The 17,168-nt window shown below is 35.1% G+C and carries 20 protein-coding genes and 1 rRNA gene; 4 read left to right on the top strand and 17 right to left on the bottom strand.

Going from position 1 to position 17,168, the window contains the following annotated elements; translation table 11 throughout:
• From ACIQ4I_RS19480 to ACIQ4I_RS19455, 6 genes are all read right to left on the bottom strand, one after another.
• Positions 1 to 375: a GntR family transcriptional regulator gene (locus ACIQ4I_RS19480; protein ID WP_403099142.1), complete on the bottom strand. Its 375-nt coding sequence runs from the start codon at positions 373 to 375 to the stop codon at positions 1 to 3.
• A gap of 130 nt (positions 376 to 505) precedes the next feature.
• Entirely contained in the window at positions 506 to 1,174 is a 669-nt protein-coding gene (locus ACIQ4I_RS19475) for an ankyrin repeat domain-containing protein (protein ID WP_403099139.1), read from the bottom strand.
• 33 nt (positions 1,175 to 1,207) lie between these two features.
• Complete coding sequence (locus ACIQ4I_RS19470; protein ID WP_403099137.1) at positions 1,208 to 1,825, bottom strand: NAD(P)-dependent oxidoreductase; 618 nt, start codon at positions 1,823 to 1,825, stop codon at positions 1,208 to 1,210.
• Between the two features lie 170 nt (positions 1,826 to 1,995).
• Entirely contained in the window at positions 1,996 to 3,294 is a 1,299-nt protein-coding gene (locus ACIQ4I_RS19465) for a M48 family metallopeptidase (RefSeq protein ID WP_403099135.1), read from the bottom strand.
• Positions 3,295 to 3,373: 79 nt separating this feature from the next.
• Positions 3,374 to 4,027, bottom strand: coding sequence for an SIMPL domain-containing protein (locus ACIQ4I_RS19460; protein ID WP_403099132.1), 654 nt, complete (start codon positions 4,025 to 4,027; stop codon positions 3,374 to 3,376).
• A 169-nt stretch (positions 4,028 to 4,196) separates the two neighbouring features.
• The gene (locus ACIQ4I_RS19455) at positions 4,197 to 5,402 is read right to left on the bottom strand and encodes an MFS transporter (protein WP_403099129.1); all 1,206 of its coding nucleotides are present in this window, start codon (positions 5,400 to 5,402) and stop codon (positions 4,197 to 4,199) included.
• A gap of 143 nt (positions 5,403 to 5,545) precedes the next feature.
• Between ACIQ4I_RS19455 and ACIQ4I_RS19450 the strand changes: the two genes are divergently transcribed.
• Positions 5,546 to 6,277 carry a DUF421 domain-containing protein gene (locus ACIQ4I_RS19450; RefSeq protein ID WP_403099126.1) on the top strand — a complete coding sequence of 244 codons (732 nt, stop codon included), beginning with the start codon at positions 5,546 to 5,548 and terminating at the stop codon, positions 6,275 to 6,277.
• A 186-nt stretch (positions 6,278 to 6,463) separates the two neighbouring features.
• Here the strand turns inward: ACIQ4I_RS19450 and ACIQ4I_RS19445 are convergent, their stop codons facing one another.
• Entirely contained in the window at positions 6,464 to 6,880 is a 417-nt protein-coding gene (locus ACIQ4I_RS19445; protein ID WP_403099123.1) for a protein-tyrosine phosphatase family protein, read from the bottom strand.
• 2 nt (positions 6,881 to 6,882) lie between these two features.
• Entirely contained in the window at positions 6,883 to 7,839 is a 957-nt protein-coding gene (locus tag ACIQ4I_RS19440; protein ID WP_403099121.1) for a carbohydrate kinase family protein, read from the bottom strand.
• 203 nt (positions 7,840 to 8,042) lie between these two features.
• Between ACIQ4I_RS19440 and ACIQ4I_RS19435 the strand changes: the two genes are divergently transcribed.
• The gene (locus tag ACIQ4I_RS19435) at positions 8,043 to 8,606 is read left to right on the top strand and encodes a GNAT family N-acetyltransferase (RefSeq protein ID WP_403099118.1); all 564 of its coding nucleotides are present in this window, start codon (positions 8,043 to 8,045) and stop codon (positions 8,604 to 8,606) included.
• Between the two features lie 210 nt (positions 8,607 to 8,816).
• On the opposite strand, the gene ACIQ4I_RS19430 is transcribed toward ACIQ4I_RS19435, so the two are convergent.
• Both ACIQ4I_RS19430 and ACIQ4I_RS19425 read right to left on the bottom strand, forming a co-directional pair.
• Positions 8,817 to 9,638 carry an Rv1352/Rv1906c domain-containing protein gene (locus ACIQ4I_RS19430; RefSeq protein WP_403099116.1) on the bottom strand — a complete coding sequence of 274 codons (822 nt, stop codon included), beginning with the start codon at positions 9,636 to 9,638 and terminating at the stop codon, positions 8,817 to 8,819.
• Positions 9,639 to 9,701: 63 nt separating this feature from the next.
• On the bottom strand, positions 9,702 to 10,394 hold the full coding sequence (locus tag ACIQ4I_RS19425) for a Crp/Fnr family transcriptional regulator (protein ID WP_403099114.1): 693 nt from the start codon (positions 10,392 to 10,394) through the stop codon (positions 9,702 to 9,704).
• Between the two features lie 155 nt (positions 10,395 to 10,549).
• Between ACIQ4I_RS19425 and ACIQ4I_RS19420 the strand changes: the two genes are divergently transcribed.
• Complete coding sequence (locus ACIQ4I_RS19420; protein ID WP_403099111.1) at positions 10,550 to 11,440, top strand: EamA family transporter; 891 nt, start codon at positions 10,550 to 10,552, stop codon at positions 11,438 to 11,440.
• A gap of 79 nt (positions 11,441 to 11,519) precedes the next feature.
• Positions 11,520 to 12,293 (top strand): FixH family protein, encoded by a 774-nt coding sequence (locus ACIQ4I_RS19415; protein WP_403099108.1) that lies wholly within the window; start codon positions 11,520 to 11,522, stop codon positions 12,291 to 12,293.
• Between the two features lie 119 nt (positions 12,294 to 12,412).
• On the opposite strand, the gene ACIQ4I_RS19410 is transcribed toward ACIQ4I_RS19415, so the two are convergent.
• From ACIQ4I_RS19410 to rrf, 7 genes are all read right to left on the bottom strand, one after another.
• A complete protein-coding gene (locus ACIQ4I_RS19410) occupies positions 12,413 to 12,583 on the bottom strand; it encodes a hypothetical protein (protein WP_403099105.1) in 171 nt (56 codons plus the stop codon).
• A 63-nt stretch (positions 12,584 to 12,646) separates the two neighbouring features.
• Positions 12,647 to 13,048 carry a hypothetical protein gene (locus tag ACIQ4I_RS19405; protein ID WP_403099102.1) on the bottom strand — a complete coding sequence of 134 codons (402 nt, stop codon included), beginning with the start codon at positions 13,046 to 13,048 and terminating at the stop codon, positions 12,647 to 12,649.
• A gap of 83 nt (positions 13,049 to 13,131) precedes the next feature.
• Complete coding sequence (locus tag ACIQ4I_RS19400; protein ID WP_403099099.1) at positions 13,132 to 14,505, bottom strand: HAMP domain-containing sensor histidine kinase; 1,374 nt, start codon at positions 14,503 to 14,505, stop codon at positions 13,132 to 13,134.
• Entirely contained in the window at positions 14,502 to 15,179 is a 678-nt protein-coding gene (locus ACIQ4I_RS19395; protein ID WP_403099097.1) for a response regulator transcription factor, read from the bottom strand. Before ACIQ4I_RS19395 ends, ACIQ4I_RS19400 begins: the two co-directional genes overlap by 4 nt.
• Before the next feature lie 267 nt (positions 15,180 to 15,446).
• Positions 15,447 to 16,541, bottom strand: coding sequence for a DUF1648 domain-containing protein (locus ACIQ4I_RS19390; protein WP_403099094.1), 1,095 nt, complete (start codon positions 16,539 to 16,541; stop codon positions 15,447 to 15,449).
• Positions 16,542 to 16,766: 225 nt separating this feature from the next.
• The gene (locus ACIQ4I_RS19385) at positions 16,767 to 16,931 is read right to left on the bottom strand and encodes a GntR family transcriptional regulator (protein WP_403099092.1); all 165 of its coding nucleotides are present in this window, start codon (positions 16,929 to 16,931) and stop codon (positions 16,767 to 16,769) included.
• A 94-nt stretch (positions 16,932 to 17,025) separates the two neighbouring features.
• Positions 17,026 to 17,142: ribosomal RNA gene (gene rrf, locus ACIQ4I_RS19380) — 5S ribosomal RNA — on the bottom strand.
• Between the last annotated feature and the right edge of the window lie 26 nt (positions 17,143 to 17,168).

The raw sequence follows: 17,168 nt of genomic DNA, 5'->3' as shown, positions 1-17,168 counted from the left end.
TCAGCACTCCTCTCGATAAGATTTTTTTATAAAGTTAATGATTTCATCCTCTGAAATTTTGAGCCTTTTTGCCTCTAATACAATATCGTCAATCATTTTCGTAAAGCCTTCATTTTTCCGTTTTGCTAAAATAACCTGCTTTGCTTCTGTTGTGACGAACATGCCAAGCCCCCTTTTTTTGTACACAATTTGTTCTTCTAAGAGAATACTTAATCCTTTACCAGCAGTTGCTGGATTTATATTAAATAGCTCTGCTAGTTGATATTGCGAATACACTTTATCATCTGGTTTTAAATGGTCTGCGATGATCTCATTTTCAATCCAATCCGCAATTTGCACATAAATTGGCTTCGTTCCATCACTATTTAAATGCACAAAAAGACTCCTCCTTTCATTTTGATAATTAGTACATTACTGTTGTAATGTACTATACATTATATACCTATAAATGTAAATAATTAAAAAAAGACCCATCCCATTGGATAGGTCTATATTTAAATTATTTTTAGTAAGTGTATTTCTTTAATAATACTTCAATTTCTTTATACCCGAGTTTTTCCGCATGTTCGATTGGTGTTACACCATCTTTATCTGCAATATTCGGATTTGCTTTATGTTGCAGTAACTTCCGTATGCATTCTTGATATTTTTTTCTACCATCGCCTAAAATGATGGATTCAAGTAATGCGGTCCATCCCAAATTATTAATGTGATTCACATCTATTTCTGTTTTATTTAATAACAAGTTCAGAGCGTCCAAATTGCCATGTTCAGCAGCTGGTATTAAGGCTGTATTACCATAGCGATCTGTAACAGTGGGATCCGCACCAGCTTGTATCATTAGTTTCAAAATATCCAAGTACCCCTCTGCAGCAGCATATAAAAACGGTGTATTTTGCATATCGTCTTGAATATTTACATCAGCACCTAAATCTATTAACATTTTAGCGATTTCTACATCATGGTTATATGTAGCAATCATCAGTGGTGTACGTCCTCTATCATTTTGTTGATCTAAATCCGCACCATCTCTAACCAGCTTTTTCACTGCGTGTAAATCTTGTTGATGTACAGCGTTCAAAAGCGTCATTTTCCCATCTTTACTTTTGGAAAATTTCACTAATGCAAAGCCCAAAGATAAAGCAACCATTGCAGCTTTATGACTTTTTTTCATGTACTCTCCTCATTCCCCATCTGCTTCTGTTCCTTAATAAGCGAGCCCTACCCTTGTATATAAGAATTGTTGTTTGAAGCATTCTTCATACGCAAATTTGGCAGTATCACCTACTGTTATCTTTTCCCCATTCAAAGGTAATTTATTTTTTTCTATTCGATATTTTCCTATTGCTTCACCGTCTGGTAAGTAGGTTGGGCATACGATTGTCCAATCTACATTTGATTCTGCTAGCATTTTATACACTTTGGCGTGTTCCTCAGCAGCAAATGTTAATTTCTGTTTTGATTCACTTGATTGAAATCGGAATTTTCCAGGTTCCGTACGGCTATCTAAGATTCCCGCCGTTCCTATAGTGACGATTCTTTTTATATGATGTTTCTTCATCGTGGAAATAATATGTGGAATACCTTCTGATAAGGTTGTTGATCTATCTGTACCTAATGCACTAATTACTACATCGGCACCAATAACTGTATTTTCAATATCTTCTTCATTAAATACATTTCCCTGAAGAATTGTTATATGACCAAAATTCTTTAATTTTGTTGGTGTCCGTACAAGTGCGATCACTTCATGTCCATCTTGCAATGCCAGGCGTACTATTTCGCCGCCAACCCTTCCAGTTGCTCCAAAAATAGCCAACTTCATATAGAACTTCTCCTTCCGATACTTTTTTCTAGTCATTATTTTATCATTGCATATTTTTCTTACAAAACAATGCGATTATTCAAAAAATGTAACCATTTAACTATGTGCATAGATAATAAAAGAGGCTGATCAAGAGTTAAAATGACTACTCTTGATCAGCCTTTTATTTTTTATTTATTTCTTTTCCGTTCTTCCTTTTTCTCTGGTACTAAATCTTCATTTTTATCAACTACCTTATATATTCTTTCTAACATTGGTGGGTGCGTATAGCGGAACCATTTCACAAGTAATGGCGGATTCACTTCACTTAATCCAGCCTTCGTAAGTTTTTGGAATGAAGTAACAGCAGCTTGATGGTCTCCAGTTAATTCGATTGCATACTGATCAGCTCTTGACTCCTGATATCTCGAAATATAATTCGACAATGGGCTTGATGCAAACAGCAGAAAAGAGGTAACGAGTAAAAACAATGGCATCGAACGAAGATCGCTTATTTTGCTGATTTTTAATGCTTTTCCATAACGTGCGATGATCCAATTCATCATTTTCGCTGCTAGCCAAAGACCAACAAATGATAGAAGTATATAACAAGCTATTCCGATATAAATATGTTTTTCTACATAATGCCCCATCTCATGTGCCATGATGAAAAGAATTTCTCGATCGGTTAATCGATTTAATGTTGTATCCCATAACACAATTCGTGAATTACTTCCTATTCCAGTAACATACGCATTCATAGCATTCGTCTTTTCTGCCATATTCACTTCATAGACATGGTCTGAAGGAATATTGGCTTGGTCTGCTAACGCGAGAATTTTAGCTTCTAATTCTTTATTTTGCAGTGGATAGAAATCATTATATAAAGGATCTATCACTACTGGTTGCACAAACATGACGAAAATTGAAAAAGGAATGGATAACAGCCAAGCATATAGCCACCATCTCTTTGTGCTTTTTTTAATAAGCCAATAGACAACCGACATAACTAATACAGATGTTACATAATTAACACCAAAGTCAATTAAACCGTCCTTCATCCAAGAAGGGAAAGTCTGAGTGCTAATGCCATAGTCTTTACTTAAGTGATATCTATAATAATCTAAAGGCCATAACACGACATACATGAGAAGTGATAACCAAAACACATAAATAATTGTTTGGAAAAGTGTCGATTTAGCCCGCGAAACAGACCATTTTTCAAACAACTTTGAAAGTCCAGCGAGTAAAATAAATAAATAAATAAGCCATTCTAATGGTGTAGCCACAAAAAAGAGATAGTTTCTAATTTTCGAATATTCCCCACTCAACAACAACTCATGATGAGACATAAATACTGCTGGGTCTGCAACAGTCCCCTTCAATGCTGCTGGAATTTCACCACTACCGCTATGAAAAATATAAAGATACATCCCTACAGCATAAACTCCAAATAACATCAGAGCTATAATGCCCATTCTCTTTGCCATGTCATCTCCACCTTGTTTAGTCTGTCCTATATTTTAGTGTAATCATTTAAAAAAAATATAGAACTAATTTGTATGAGGATTAGTATTGAAATTTCACTCTTAATGTTGCACTAATTGTAATTAGACCTTGTTCAATTGGTGTTGTAATATTCTGACTTGCCATAGCAGCTGATTTGTATAATACAGGCTCCGAAGTACTTTCTTCGAAAACCTGGATTGGTTGTGGTGGAATAGTTAAGTGCATTGTCTCAGCTATTGTATTTGCTTTCATTTGTGCATCTCGAAGGGCCAAAGATAAAGCCTGTTGATAATAATGTTCTTCATGGTCAATTTTAAATTGAATGCTCGAAACACGATTTGCACCACTTTTTACTGCTGTATCTATGACGGTTCCCACTTGATTCATATCCCTTACCTTTACAGTTATCGCATTGGTTACTTCATATCCTCTAAAAACTTGTTTACCCTCGATGTAATCATAATTTGGTGAAACATTATAAGATGCCGTTTGAATATCCTCTCTCGGAATTCCTAATGCTATAAGAGATTGAATAACTCGATTCATAATTGCCGCATTTTCTTGAGCTGCCGAACTTACCTCTTTTCCATTCGTAATTACTTCTACTTGAAGTTGAACGTAATTCGGCGAAGCAGCTATCTTACCATTACCTATCACTGTGATAACACGTAATGGATTGAATAGTCGTATTGGATGAACTTTTTGATGATTCATAGGATTCCACCTTCCATTTTGTTCATACTGCTTATCCTATGCTTTTTCTGTTGAAAACTTTCATTGGAATCATTTTTATTAAATAGAAGTGGTTTAATTGTATTTTTTAAGAAAAAAAAGCTCCGAAGAAAAATATTCCGTTTTTCATCGCAACTTTATTTTCAAATTCTTATGCTGTTTTATGATCCGCCGGAAGCCAAAAGGCAACAAATGCTAAAATGGGTAATACTGATATAAAAATCATCGTATCCAAAACACCATAATGGTCCATCATCATGCCAATAACTACTGAACCAATCGCCCCCATACCAAAGGCAAGTCCTACTGTTAAACCAGCCATAGTACCAACTTTACTTGGCACCAATTCTTGAGCATAAATAACCGTTACAGAAAAGCTCAGCATGATGAAAAATCCGATAACAGCAAGGAAGACTACGACTAACCATAAAGGGATATATGGCAACATTAGCGCAAAAGGCATTGGAACTAGAAATGATAGCAAGATAACATTTTTTCTCCCCATGCGATCTGCCATTGGGCCGCCAAAAAATGTTCCAACAGCTCCAATTGCAAGAAAGATGAAGATCAGTAATTGCCCTTTTTGAATCGTTAAATGATATTTGTCCATTAAATAAAAGATATAAAAGTTCGTCATATTGGTAACATAAAATGAGCGGATAAAAATTACAGCCATTAATAAACCAATGGCAATTCCAATTTGTTTTTTCGTTAAAGTAGGTAAATTAGAAACCAATACTTTTTTCGTTTTCGAGACACTTTCTTCTTCTAATTGTTGTTTATACCACACAGAAATTCTTGATAGCAGAAGAATGCCAACAGCTGCAACAATTAAAAACCAGGCTGCTCCAATTTGACCAAATGGCACAAGAACAAACGCGCTAATCAGTGGGGCTAACGCTTGTCCAGAGTTTCCACCAACTTGATAAATGGATTGAGATAGTCCACGTTTTGGACCTGCCGCCATAAAACTAACTTTTGAACCTTCGGGGTGGAAAATAGCAGAACCTAACCCTAAAAAGATGACAGACAAAAGAATCATCCAATAATTTGAAGATATAGCAACACCCGCAAGACCAACAAATGTACAAGACATTCCTAAAGGCAGAGCATATGGCTTTGGATTGCGGTCACTGAAAAAACCAACAACTGGTTGTAATACAGAAGATACCATATTCAACACAAATGTTATTAACCCCAATTGTGTAAATGTTAAACCGATTTCTTTTTCTAAAACTGGAAACATCGCAGGTACTACAGCCTGCAATGTATCATTAAATAAATGACAAACGCCGATTGCTACCATCACTGGATAAATAGGATTTCCTAATGCTTGCCTTGCCATTGTCGTTGACATGATCGATTTTGCACTTCCTTTATATTTTGAAATTGGTGTACTAATTATAACAATTTTCCAACAATAATTATTATTTAATATGAGAATATCCTCTTTTTTAATGTTCATACTAAGTACGATTAGAAAGAGGAGGAATTAAAAAAATGGAGAACTTTTTTGAATTGAACTTCTGGGAGATGATGCTTCGAACCACAATTTCATTTGTAGTACTACTGTTATTAGCTCGTTTACTCGGTAAAAAACAATTAAGTCAGCTAACATTTTTCCACTATATAACTGGTATTACCATTGGTTCTACGGCGGCCGACATTGCTTCACAGAAGGAAACTCCCTTTATCGATGGCCTTATTTCTCTAATATGGTGGACCATCCTTACAATGATTGCCACTAAAATTACACTTAATTCCACTAAAATGCGTGATATATTAGATGGTAGTTCAACTGTTATTATTAAAAACGGTGAGATTTCGGTTCAAGCATTGAAGACTTCCAAACTTCATATGGATGACCTTCTAATGATGCTTCGAGAACAATCCGTTTTTTCTATACAAGACGTTCACTATGCAATATTAGAAACTAATGGTCAACTTAGTATCTTAAAAAAACCAGCTGAACAATCAGCTACCAAACAAGATGTAAAAGCAGATGTTTCGATACCACCACACATTCCTGTAGAAGTTATCGCTGATGGACATATTGTATGGAATACAATGGAAGAATTAAACTTAACAGAGGATTTGTTAATGAAAAAGCTGAAGAAAAAAAATATTGAAAATATTGAAGACGTATTTTATGCACAACTTCAACCAAATGGCTCATTATATATATGTACTCGAGAAGAAAATAAAGCAACACAAAATGATAAATCAGAGTAACTTATACATTGACATCAATTGATGGATTCCCATAAATTCCGTATCGATTCTCTATAATTCCCCAGGAAATATCGCTATAAATCGCTATATTTCTCTTTTATATAAAATAATCCTCATTAAAAAGGAGTTGTACGTATACGTACAACTCCTTTTTCTCTTTTTATAATAACAACTACTTATTTTGTATTACTCATAAATTTGTTGTAGTGCTTTTTTCATCGGTTCGCGTACATTTACTTTTGGGCGGATTGCTTTTGCTTTTTGCTCTGCTTCCTCCACCGTTTTCGCTTGTCCAAGTTCTAGCAAAGTTGCCGTTGCAATAGTACCAGCTCGGCCACTTCCACTTCCGCAATGGAAGAAAACCTTTTCGCCATTATGATAAGCTTTCATAACTTCACTTATTGCATGCTCGATGGATGGTGCAATTTCCGCTTCCTCATCTGCAATGGGTGCATGAATTCGCTTATAATTTACTTCTCCTGGTTCTACTAATCGTAAATCAATTACTACATCAATGCTTTCGTTTGCAATGGCTTCTTCAGCATCGGCTGCTCCACCAAAGAAAATTTGATTATTTACTAATTCCTGATAATTTTTCTCCATCTTTATCCCTCTTCGTGAAGTAATTCTTTGATTTCTTCATAATGTGGCATTGCTGTAATAGCCCCTGCTTTTGTTGCTGTATAAGCTCCTAAATGATTCGCAAAGTATACATAGTCATAAGCTTCTTCCATTGTCTTAGGTATGCCATATAAGTGAACTTGACGAAGAACCCCTGCCATAAATGCATCGCCTGCACCCGTTGTATCTACACAGTCAATTTTAATAGAAGGAACATGTTTAATTTCATCATTAAACACAACATATGCACCCTGTGCACCAACAGTTATCATGATTAATGGAATATCAAATTGTTTCAGAGCTTGAATACCATCTTCCAAATTATCTGTTTGCGTTAAGAAGAACAGTTCTTCATCTGCCAGTTTCAATAAATCTGCATCTTTTAAGAAAGATGCAATGGTATCTTGACAAACTTGAGCACTTTCCCAGCGAAGTGGACGAATATTCGCATCCATTGCCACAAGCACAGAATGTTTTTTCGCTAAAGCAACTGCAGCCTTTGTTGTTTCTAAAGCGATAGGATGGAACATGGTATTAGAGCAAAGATTAAAGATAGAGGCACGTCTGAAAGCCTCTTCTTGTAAATGTTCTGTCTCTACTTGAAGATCTGGCGTATCATCAATATAATTCGTAAAAATACGTTCATTTCCTTCAGTTAAATGAACATGGACTCCACTTACTCGCTTTTCAGGAATGATTTGTGCATAATTCATGATGACGCCTTCGTGATCTAGTTCATGACGAACGAACTCAGATGTTTCATCATCCCCTGTTACGGTAATCAATGCAGAAGGAGCACCTATTCGGCTGATACCTGCAGCCACATTGACAGTTGCTCCACCCAAAAACTTAGTAAACGACGTATTCGTAGTATCATTAGCTATAAAATCAACAAATGCATCCCCATAGACGAGAACGAATTCTTTTTTGGACTCTAACATTTACAAACTCCTTCACACATATCTTCCTTCTATCGTACCATGAAGTCTGACAACGCAAAAGTAACTTACGAAATAATTTAGGTAATAAATCATAAGATGCGAAAAAATACACTCCTAATTGGATAAATTCTTCAAATTATGTCTAGTCTAAGCAAATATTTACGTCCTCTGTTATACTATCTTCTGAAGGAGATTGATAAAAAATGGACATTACTGTAAGACCTGCTCAATTAGCAGACGCACCATTTGTTGCACCTTTAATCGTAGATGCTATTGATGAAATTGCAAATCGACTTACAGGTGAAGATGAACCTCGAGCTATTCTAAATGAATTGGAAGTTCTATTTAAACGCACAGATAATAGACATTCTTATAAGAACACATATATCGCTGAAATCACTGGTGAAATCGCTGGCATTATGGTTGTATATGGCGGAGACAAAGCACCTACATTAGATGGCAACCTTGAAAATTGGTTAGTCTCTAAAGGCGCAGAAATTCAAACAATTGAAGTCGAAGCACGTTCAGACGAATTCTATATCGACACAATCTGCACAGCCCCACACTTCCGAGGTCATGGCGTTGGCACAACATTATTAAAATATGCTGATATAATAGCTAAAGAAAAAGGCTACCACAAAGTATCCTTAAGCGTGGAAAAACAAAAAGAACGAGCTCGTCACTTATACGAAAAAATGAGCTTCACTTACGCAGAACCCTGGATGATTATTGGTGAAGAATTTGATCATATGGTAAAAGAAGTTTAATTCCTACTAGCTGTATACGCTGAATTTTACAAAAGACAGCCTAAATTGCTTGTCTCTTGTTCTCCAGATTAAAAATAATCAAATTAAAAAGGATGACTCTAGCTGAATCTAGAAGTCATCCCATAACGATTTAAACATTAAACATCTATAATCCTTTTGTTAAACTGCTCTATTTTTTTAGAGCAGTTTACTTTTCTACATAACTATTTCTTAATAGGACGGTGTAATCTTTAAAAACTGGCCATTTTTCACTTTTACATACTCGGTTCCATTAATTTCGCCATTATATTCGATTGCATCGAGATTTAAAATTGAAGAGTTATTGATTACCTCATAGTAGCTACCAAATGAAATTTTATGAGTACCCGCTTTTAAATCCGTACCTATTTTATACATACCTGGCTTTTTAACAGATGAGGAAAGCGTATGTTTTACTTTTGAAGAAGGGATAAAGTAAGCACCTGTACCATAGTCAACTAGCTTAAAATATTGTCCTTTTGATAAACGAACATATGCTTGATTGTACACAAAATCATTTGTAAGAATTGCTTCGAAATTTGATGGTTCTTTTGATATTTCATAGTATATATTCTTACCGAAAATCATGTACTCTCCAGCGGCAATATCTTTACCTACTTTATATGTACCTGCATATTTGGCATATGGTATAAATGTTTTTGCAGATTTTACTGTTGAATATTTACTATAGTATGTTTTCTTCCCTGCCTTTTTTATGGCACGAACTTTATAATAGTACTTTGTAGAAGATTTTAATTTGCTATTGGTATAGGAAGTATTTTTCGTTGTAACTATATGTTTATAATTACCACTTTTTGAATTAGCACGATAGATCTGATAAGAAGTTGCTCCCTTTACCTTTTTATAAGAGATGCTAATCTTAGTTGTACTTGTAGCCTTCACTGTAATCAAAGGTTTAGAAGGAGAACTTACAGCTGATGCTACAAACTGATTACTTAAAACTAAGAAAATTGGACAAGCTAATGTAAGAAATGTTACGATAATTTTTTTCATCTTTACCTACCTTTATTAATAATATGTTTAATGTTAATACAAAAGATAGAAAATTACCATATTTTATTCATACCGAATCCCCTGTGACATTTCCTCTAGTACTTGCTCATCTAATATACGAATAGCTCGTCGACTTTTTTCGATAACCCCTCGTTCACATAAATCACGAATCACTCGATTTAAATGTCGATGTGTCGTACCAAGCAAATCAGCAATTTCCCCTATATTCGTCGTTTGTAACTCTAAGCCAAACTCATTATCTGGCGTTGTTGTTGACAATAAATAGCTTGCAAAACGATTTTCCACCGATGCAAGTAAATTAACACGAGAAGCGGTTGTACTTGTTTGTAACTTATAGCTTAAATGACTCAAAAGATTCTTTAAAAACAATGAATTGTTCATCTCGAAGTTGTAAATATAGTCAAAGGATAATGCGATGCATAAGCAATCTGTCACTGCTGTTATTTGGGATTGTACTGGCACATGACGCACCAATTCTATATCACCAATAATGGCAAGTGGATGGTTAAAACGTAATAATAAAGATCTCCCTGTCTCTACACTTGAAGTAGCCTTTACTTTTCCTTCAACTAGGTAGAGCAGTGAATGTAAATCTGTTCCTTCATGGAGTAAAATCTCCCCCGCCTTGTACTTTTGAAGGACAAACGGCAGTACATCAACATCAGTAAAAATTTGCTGAAACTTATATTCAGTTAATTTTCCGTGGAGTAAAACTGAATCCTCTATGACTTTCATATAAAATCTCCCTTTTGGACATATGTCCTTTTTCATTATAATTTGAATTGCTATGATGGTTGAAGTAAAAAAACACAAAATAGCGTTTTGTTCTAAGAAAATTGCTATTCATGTTATAATTCTTCTTTAGTATTTTTATATTCAGGAGTGTTAATATGAACAAAAATTTAATATATCCATTGCTGATTGTTATTGGATCGAGCTCATATGGAATTTTATCTACAATCATCAAAGTTGCTATGCAACATGGCTTTGAAACGAAGGAAGCTGTTACTAGCCAATATGTAATCGGTTTCTTGCTTGCATTAGTCTTATTCATCATTACTCAACGTTCTTTACCGAAGTTAACTGGAAAAGGCTTTTTAATAATTATGCTTTCTGGATTATTAACTGGGAACACAGGGATTGTTTATGGACAAGCTGTACACTACCTACCTGCTTCCCTTGCAGTTGTTATGCTATTTCAATTTACATGGATTGGTCTATTTTTAGATTGCATCATTCGTCGCCGTCGACCAACACGTAGTGAGTTAATCTCCGTTGTATTTCTTGTCATCGGTACAATTTTAGCCGCAGGAATTCTAGATGTGGATTTAAGTGGTCTTGATTGGCGTGGATGGGCATTTGGTCTGGCATCAGCACTTAGCTTTGCTTGCTTTATGCAATTCAATTCAAAACCAGTTGAGGGAATATCAACAATTGGTCGTATGACGATTATGTCATTCTTTGCTATGCTCATTGTTTGTGTATTCCAAGCACCAGAAATTATGATTAACGGGAAATTATTTGGATCTGAACTATTATACTTTGGTCTAGCTCTTGGTTTCTTCGGAATCATTTTACCGATACTACTATTTACTATCTCCGTTCCTAAAGTTGGAGGGGGACTAGCATCTATTTTAAGTGCGATGGAGCTTCCAGTCGCTATTATTGCTTCTGTCATTGTACTTCACGAAAACCTAACGTTGCTTCAAGTAGGTGGTATTGTTTTAGTATTAGTGGGCATGACATTACCAACCATTTTACAAAAAAGGCCAGCTAAATAGCACGACTTCACACTTATTTCGCAAACTCCCTTTCTTATTTTGCTACAATGATTTATGCAACTAGAAGGGAGTTTTTTAAATGAAAAAAATGGCAATGTTATTCATGGCATTAGCAACAACTGCTGCTCTTGCAGCCTGTAATAATAACACAAATACAACAAACGATACGAAAAAAGAAGCAGCACCAATAAAGGCGACTTTAACTGTTCCTGAAACAGCAAAAATTGGCGACAAAGTTGAATTAAAAGTTGATGTAACACAAGATGGTAAAGCTGTTACAAATGCTGAAGATGTAGCATTTGAAGTTAAAAACAATGACACAAATTCTGATAAAATGGTGACAGCAAAACTACAAGATGATGCATACGTTGCTTCTTATGATGTAAAAGATACAGGTAAATATAAAATCACAGCACATATTTCTGCAAAAGATGGTGGACATGCAATGCCAAACGCAGATATGACTGTTGCAAAAGATGCCACATCTTCAGAACATGCTACACACAATGACCATAAATCCACAACTGAATCAGCTACAGAAGAACATGATCATCATCATGATGTAGCCATCACATACAATCATAAGCATACTGTAGCGAAAGACAAAGAGATTAATCTAAGCGTCTCTTTAAAACATGATGGCAAAGCATTATCTAAGGCAAGTGTACATTATCAAGTTCTTCCACAATTCAAGGGTGGTAAACCAACATGGATTACTTTAGAAGAAACTTCTAATGGCACATATGAAGGGAAACATACATTTACACAAGCAGGATCATATCAACTAAAACTGCATGTCGAAAATGATGAAGGCCTGCATGCTCATGAAGTGAAAGATTTTACTGTAAAATAATATTTCAAGGAAACTTCTAGTGAATTTAGAAATTTTCTCTAACAAAAAGCCTGAATGGAATTGTTATTTCCATTCAGGCTTTTAAATTCTAATGATTAATCATGTTTCAATTTTTTTGGTCAGTAGCCAAATTTGTCAAGTATTACAATGAGCGCTGGGATAACAATCGGACGTACAAGGAATGTATCTACAAGTACAACAATTGCTACAGCAAAACCAAATGCACGAAGTTCCATTACTGGTTGTGTATTGATACGGCGAATATTGCAGCGACAATGCTGAAGTAGCAATAATCCAAATTAGTAGGATAGCAAACCATCTTTTTTCTCTTTAATGATTTTTATACACAACCACTAATCTCTATTAGAGCTAGAATCAATCATAAAGGTTGAGAGAATAAATAACCCAAAACTAATTAACAGTATTGTGCCACCAATAATATAAAACAGTAGTGCAAATGTATCGTTAATACCAAATGGTTTTAAAGTGTTTAGCCACATACCTACTGTTAATCCGATTGAGCCAATAATTGCTGTCCAACCATGAGCAGCTACTAATTTAGCCGACTTTATTTTAAATACGCTATAGAAAATTCCCCATGCAAAAACGGATAACCATCCAACGACTAAAATATGTGCATGAATTGGACGGAATTGATAGCTGCCTGAGCCAGCCATGTGTGAGCCTAACATTGCACCGATTAAACCAAAGATTGCAGCTAAACGAATTAAACGGATTCCCCATTTTCTTTCCATACTATTTACCTCCATAGATTTCAGATTTTTAATACTATGATGTAAATATATACTGTCAATATGAACGCTCTATGAACGCCACATTACAAATTCGGAAGTATGATGATAAAGATTGTCCCCTCACCAAGCTCACTTTCCACCTCGATATGTCCTTCATGAAAATGAATAACCTGCTCTACAATAGATAAGCCAAGTCCAGTTCCGTCTTTTGTACGTGATTCATCTGCACGATAAAAACGGTCAAATAACTGTTTCTTTGTCACATCACTCATGCCAATTCCTGTATCCTGTATACGAACAGTCACCTCATGATCAGACGATGTCAATGATACTTGAATATCTCCATTTGGACGATTATATTTAATCGCATTGGTCAATAAATTCTCCCAAACATTTTCTAACAAGCCAACATCACCATTAAAAGTAGTTGGCTCTAAAGTCATCGAAAGATTAATACCCTCTTCTTCCAACCACCAACGATACTTTTGTATCGTCGCTTTTAGTTGCCGATCAAGTGAGTACGCCTTTCTCTCCATTCTGCGCGTTGATTGATCAAGTGAGGTTAATAATAATAGCTGCTTCGTTAGTGTCGATAATCGATGTGTTTCAGTTTGAATAATAGAAGCGTAATTTTGGCGCTGCTCATCAGTTATATACTCTGATTTTAACAATCCTGCATACCCTTGAATATTTAATAACGGTGACTGAAAATCATGCGAAACATTGCTAATAAATTCTTTACGCATCAAATCATTTTCTTGTAATTGACCCATCATCGTATTAAAACTTGTTGCCAGTTGTCCGATTTCATCTTGCCTCCCAATTTTTAGTGGCGTATCAAATCGTTCATTTGCAATACGTTTTGTTGCTGCAGTGAGTTCTGTAATGGGTCTAATTAATAATTTCGCAAAAAACAACATCGCTACTAAACTAATAATTCCCATAGAGAGAGTCCATCCACCCATAATTGTATGTACTTCATTAAATAACAGTTTAATGTCTGGTCTTAAAAACATCGCATAGTGTTGATGATTATATTGGAATGGAACACCGACTGTATTAGACATATAATTCGCAAAGAAGCCTGTTACAAAGGTTTCTCTAGGGAAATCCCGCATACCATGATAAATCTCACCATCTAGCACAATTTGAATAGTAGAGTCAGGTAGATCCTTAACACGATAATTTCCTCCATAAAACTTATGCTTTTTATTGTCTTCTACAATATAAATTTGGTATCCCACATCGCCGATTGTTTTTAAATAATGATCTAAATTGAGGTCTGGTACTTCATTAATATGTTTAATAATCGACTGTGCAATTGCTACGTTTTTTGCATCATTTTTTTGCTTTGTCACTTGATGATAGTATGTGTTCGTTATTAAAAAGCCTGCGATAGAGCTAAAAATCATAATTAAAATTGTCGCTAATAAAAACTTACTATACAAAGATTTCATTGGCTATGTACCTCTAACTTATAGCCAATTCCTCGTATTGTTACGATTTCTACATCTGTCTCAATTTTTGCTAGTCGTTCACGAATTCGTTTTATATGCGTATTTAATGTTTGCTCATCTCCTTCATAATCAAAGCCCCAAACTTTTTCCATAATATCTGCTCTTTCGAAGACTTGATTTGGGCGGGATGCAAGTAATGTAAATACCTCAAATTCCTTTAGTGGCATGAGCAAGGTACTTTGCCCAGCAGATACTTCAAAACTTTTTCGATTAACTGTAACGGAGCCTACCCGAAGTATAGCGTCACTTGGTTTATCATATCGACGTAAGATTGCTGCGATACGGAATAATAACTCTTTTGGTGCAAATGGCTTCACCATATAATCATCTGAACCAGCTATGAATCCCTTCTCCTTATCCTCTAATTCTCCTTTTGCCGATAATAATAATACAGGCAAATCTAATTTCTCACGTAAACGTTTTATCAGTTCATAGCCGTTCATTCCTGGCATCATCACGTCTACTACTGCCAAATCAGGTATCTCTGTTTCTAAAATACTTAGTGCTTGAATAGCATTTTCAGCTTTCAACACTTGATAACCTGCTTGTGTTAAATGAATACTTACTAAATCTAAAATATTCTTATCATCATCTACGATTAAAATTTTGGACACTGTGGTCGCTCCATTCCCGGTTTTTTCTTCCATTATAGCGAAAGAGCTGGTGAGACTATACCCACCAGCTCTCTTTATGTCGAGGCTTTGTTTATTCGACTGTTGATATTTTAATATTTTAGCTACAGGTGGACACTTTCCGCGGGCCAATCGATCAACTTCCTCGCTACGCTCAGGGGTCTAATCTGTCTTGCTTTCCCGCAGGAGTCGCTGCCTTTTGCCAAGTATAATCCATTCCCTAAAATCAACAATATCATAAAACAGAGTCTATGTTAAAAATGCTATTAAGAGGATGATTATGATTGGCATAAATACTATTAAATAACTCATTGGTCTAGCAAAATTAATCGTCCAACCGATTCCAAATCTTTTTTCAACGAAAAGTGATGGATCTTCTTTATTAAAATACATTAATCCACCTTTCCAATAGCGATCATCATCTACGTCCGTAATACCATCTGGAAAGCTTGAATCATTACCAACTTCCTCTAAACTGCTAACTTTTACAGAAAAAATAATACTACCTACAATAGTCACTACTATAAATGTTATAAATATAGTCAGCATAATACCTTCCCCTACAATACCATGATGAATAGTTGTTAGCTGTAGAAAGGTAAATAAGATAGTAATAAGAAAAGCTGTCAAAAACATAAACCAACTGGTATATTTCCTTTTCTCCAATTGTTTATAAGCTGATATTTGAGGATTAATCGCACTTATCTTAATACCAGAACGCTTTGTTCCTTCAGTTAAAGTAGCAAATAAAATTTGCATAAAGAACATTAAAAGTGGTAACAAAATTACTGAAAAGCGATTCTTCTCCGTAAAAGCATCAGGGTCTCCACTTGGTCCCCAATGTGTAGGAATTTGTTCAGGTAGTAAAGCATACTGATAGTACGTGTAAATGATTAGTATTAATGGAACAAAAGCTAAACTTATAAAATATGAAAGTGGCAGCATCTTATCTTGCCCACTTAATGATGTGTCCACTACTTTCACTTCTGTTAAATTGACTCCCCATTGTTGTTTTTTCACTCGCAATTTTTGATGAAAAAATGCATAGAATAGCATACTTACTATCATTAAGAGGAACATTAATGCTGTACCAACAATGACTCGAAGGTCTTCACTATGAGTTACTAGAATTGACCAAATGCTATAACCAACTAAAAACAAGAGCAAAATACTCGCTACAGCTATACTATAGATTTTTTTAGCTTGAATAACTGATTTGTCTTCAATATGTGAAGCAGGAATCGTAACGCCAAATACAACTGTCTTTTTTAACATATAAGGGATAAATATTTGAACTAGCCCTGTAAAACATAACATAACAATAGAAATCCAAAAACCAATCATAGCTAAACCTCCTAGTGGAATTTTTTCATAATCCTTTGAATTAATCCTTCAAAGTCACTCATTTCTAGCCATTAACAATACTTCGGCTACCACTGGGCGTAGCATTTTCTCCACATAGTCTAACTGTTGTTCATTAAATTTTTTTCATCTTACCAAATGCATTCACAATCGCACCAGATTTCGGCAGAGTTGAAATCAACCCTTTTTTCTCTAATCCATAATAGCTCATATTAACTGTATGCATATTACACCTAAATCGGCAGCAAGTGCACATACAGAAGGTAACGATTCATCTGATTTTATGTCTCCATTAGCAATACCTTCAATGATTTGTTGTGTTAATTGAGCATATATAGGGACGTCTATATTTAGTTCAATTTGAATAAACATTTAATTCCTCAAATCTGTTCTATATGTATTATAACAAAATCAACTTCAAAAAATGAAAAAAGCACAACTGAATAATCAGTTGTGCTTTAAGTGTGCCTAGCAACGTCCTACTCTCGCAGGGGGACAGCCCCCAACTACCATTGGCGCTAAAGAGCTTAACTTCTGTGTTCGGCATGGGAACAGGTGTGACCTCTTTGCCATCATTACTAGACTATTGAGATTGTTCTCTCAAAACTG

It is taken from the genome of Rummeliibacillus sp. NPDC094406, assembly GCF_044763875.1.
Lineage (GTDB): Bacteria > Bacillota > Bacilli > Bacillales_A > Planococcaceae > Rummeliibacillus.
This window is presented reverse-complemented; position numbering and strand designations above follow the sequence as displayed.